The organism is Bacillus sp. MUM 116 (assembly GCF_001866655.1).
Taxonomy (GTDB): Bacteria; Bacillota; Bacilli; order Bacillales; family Cytobacillaceae; genus Neobacillus.
The window spans coordinates 1-1,996 of the sequence record NZ_MLYR01000147.1 but is presented as its reverse complement, the minus strand read 5'-3'; the positions used below and the strand labels follow the sequence as shown (position 1 = coordinate 1,996).

Annotated in this window: 17 tRNA genes and 1 rRNA gene; all 18 read right to left on the bottom strand. The window is 51.0% G+C overall.

From position 1 onward, the window contains the following. Window positions 1–41: 41 nt before the first annotated feature. A tRNA-Tyr gene (locus BIV60_RS26350) sits at window positions 42–126 on the bottom strand. 13 nt (window positions 127–139) lie between these two features. Further along, window positions 140–212, bottom strand: a tRNA-Phe gene (locus tag BIV60_RS26345). Window positions 213–405: 193 nt separating this feature from the next. Continuing rightward, a tRNA-Asp gene (locus BIV60_RS26340) sits at window positions 406–479 on the bottom strand. Window positions 480–482: 3 nt separating this feature from the next. Continuing rightward, window positions 483–556 (bottom strand) — tRNA-Met (locus BIV60_RS26335). A gap of 24 nt (window positions 557–580) precedes the next feature. Then, window positions 581–673, bottom strand: a tRNA-Ser gene (locus BIV60_RS26330). A gap of 9 nt (window positions 674–682) precedes the next feature. Further along, window positions 683–756: transfer RNA gene (locus BIV60_RS26325), tRNA-Ile, on the bottom strand. Between the two features lie 43 nt (window positions 757–799). After that, a tRNA-Met gene (locus tag BIV60_RS26320) sits at window positions 800–873 on the bottom strand. Window positions 874–894: 21 nt separating this feature from the next. Beyond that, window positions 895–967, bottom strand: a tRNA-Ala gene (locus BIV60_RS26315). 24 nt (window positions 968–991) lie between these two features. Continuing rightward, window positions 992–1,068: transfer RNA gene (locus BIV60_RS26310), tRNA-Pro, on the bottom strand. A gap of 9 nt (window positions 1,069–1,077) precedes the next feature. Beyond that, window positions 1,078–1,154 (bottom strand) — tRNA-Arg (locus tag BIV60_RS26305). A 36-nt stretch (window positions 1,155–1,190) separates the two neighbouring features. Then, window positions 1,191–1,279, bottom strand: a tRNA-Leu gene (locus tag BIV60_RS26300). Between the two features lie 4 nt (window positions 1,280–1,283). Beyond that, window positions 1,284–1,358 (bottom strand) — tRNA-Gly (locus BIV60_RS26295). A 39-nt stretch (window positions 1,359–1,397) separates the two neighbouring features. Continuing rightward, window positions 1,398–1,479, bottom strand: a tRNA-Leu gene (locus BIV60_RS26290). An 11-nt stretch (window positions 1,480–1,490) separates the two neighbouring features. Further along, window positions 1,491–1,566, bottom strand: a tRNA-Lys gene (locus tag BIV60_RS26285). 17 nt (window positions 1,567–1,583) lie between these two features. Continuing rightward, window positions 1,584–1,659: transfer RNA gene (locus tag BIV60_RS26280), tRNA-Thr, on the bottom strand. Between the two features lie 21 nt (window positions 1,660–1,680). Further along, window positions 1,681–1,753, bottom strand: a tRNA-Val gene (locus BIV60_RS26275). Window positions 1,754–1,756: 3 nt separating this feature from the next. Then, window positions 1,757–1,831, bottom strand: a tRNA-Glu gene (locus BIV60_RS26270). A gap of 42 nt (window positions 1,832–1,873) precedes the next feature. Continuing rightward, window positions 1,874–1,989, bottom strand: a 5S ribosomal RNA gene (rrf, locus tag BIV60_RS26265). Window positions 1,990–1,996: the final 7 nt, after the last annotated feature.

Sequence of the window (1,996 nt, the reverse complement as noted above, 5' to 3'; positions counted from 1 at the left end):
CAGGCGTGCGCTCTAACCAGCTGAGCTATAGGCCCTTAAAATGGTGGAGGGGGACGGATTCGAACCGCCGAACCCTAAGGGAGCGGATTTACAGTCCGCCGCGTTTAGCCACTTCGCTACCCCTCCAGATAAAAAAAGATGGCTCAGGACGGAATCGAACCGCCGACACAAGGATTTTCAGTCCTTTGCTCTACCGACTGAGCTACTGAGCCGTATATAATATTGTGTCCTAAACTTAGACTAATGTCGTCCTTCGTCCCCATCTCAGAAAGCTTATTCAATTAGCAGCTCGATGGGTACGCTGATGCTAATTCACAGTAGCTTATTCGATCGTGCTCTACCGACTGAGCTACTGAGCCATACAAAATCTATATCAACAGTAGTGATCCTACTGGGATAAAAGTACGGTCCGGACGGGACTCGAACCCGCGACCTCCTGCGTGACAGGCAGGCATTCTAACCAACTGAACTACCGGACCATATTGCGGGGGCAGGATTTGAACCTGCGACCTTCGGGTTATGAGCCCGACGAGCTACCAGACTGCTCCACCCCGCGACGATTATAATTACATTTAATTAATGGCGGAGGAAGAGGGATTCGAACCCCCGCGCGGTTTAACCCGCCTGTCGGTTTTCAAGACCGATCCCTTCAGCCGGACTTGGGTATTCCTCCATATAAAAGTGGACCCTGTAGGACTCGAACCTACGACCGGACGGTTATGAGCCGTCTGCTCTAACCAGCTGAGCTAAGGGTCCAACAAAATAAACATTAATAACAACATTAGTATTAGTTCTTATATAGCGGCGGAGGGGATCGAACCCCCGACCTTACGGGTATGAACCGTACGCTCTAGCCAGCTGAGCTACACCGCCATTTTAATAAAAATTAAATAATGGAGCCTAGCGGGATCGAACCGCTGACCTCCTGCGTGCAAAGCAGGCGCTCTCCCAGCTGAGCTAAGGCCCCACGTTGTTAATATCAATTCTCGACTGGTCGGGAAGACAGGATTCGAACCTGCGACCCCTTGGTCCCAAACCAAGTGCTCTACCAAGCTGAGCTACTTCCCGCAATAATAATGGCGCGCCCGAAAGGAGTCGAACCCATAACCTTCTGATCCGTAGTCAGACGCTCTATCCAATTGAGCTACGGGCGCATACTTTGGAAGTTATTTTGCTATCGCAAAAAACTTTGGTGCCGAGGACCGGAATCGAACCGGTACGGTAGTCACCTACCGCAGGATTTTAAGTCCTGTGCGTCTGCCAGTTCCGCCACCCCGGCAAATTGGAGCGGAAGACGGGATTCGAACCCGCGACCCCCACCTTGGCAAGGTGGTGTTCTACCACTGAACTACTTCCGCATATATGGTAAGTTATTTCGCTTTCGCAAAAAACTTTGATGCGGGTGAAGGGAGTCGAACCCCCACGCCCTGCGGCGCCAGATCCTAAGTCTGGTGCGTCTGCCAATTCCGCCACACCCGCAATATTAAAGATGGTGAGCCATGAAGGACTCGAACCTTCGACCCTCTGATTAAAAGTCAGATGCTCTACCGACTGAGCTAATGGCTCAAAAAGAAAAAAATAAATGGTGCCGGCTAGAGGACTTGAACCCCCAACCTACTGATTACAAGTCAGTTGCTCTACCAATTGAGCTAAACCGGCACAATTTAAATGCAATAATAATGGAGGATGACGGGATCGAACCGCCGACCCTCTGCTTGTAAGGCAGATGCTCTCCCAGCTGAGCTAATCCTCCATATGGTGACCCGTACGGGATTCGAACCCGTGTTACCGCCGTGAAAGGGCGGTGTCTTAACCGCTTGACCAACGGGCCAACTATAAAATTAAGCAAAATAAAAACCCCTAAAGGGGCTTAGCCCGGCAACGTCCTACTCTCACAGGGGCAAGGCCCCAACTACCATCGGCGCTGAGAAGCTTAACTTCCGTGTTCGGTATGGGAACGGGTGTGACCTTCTCGCCATTATTACCGGACTATTTA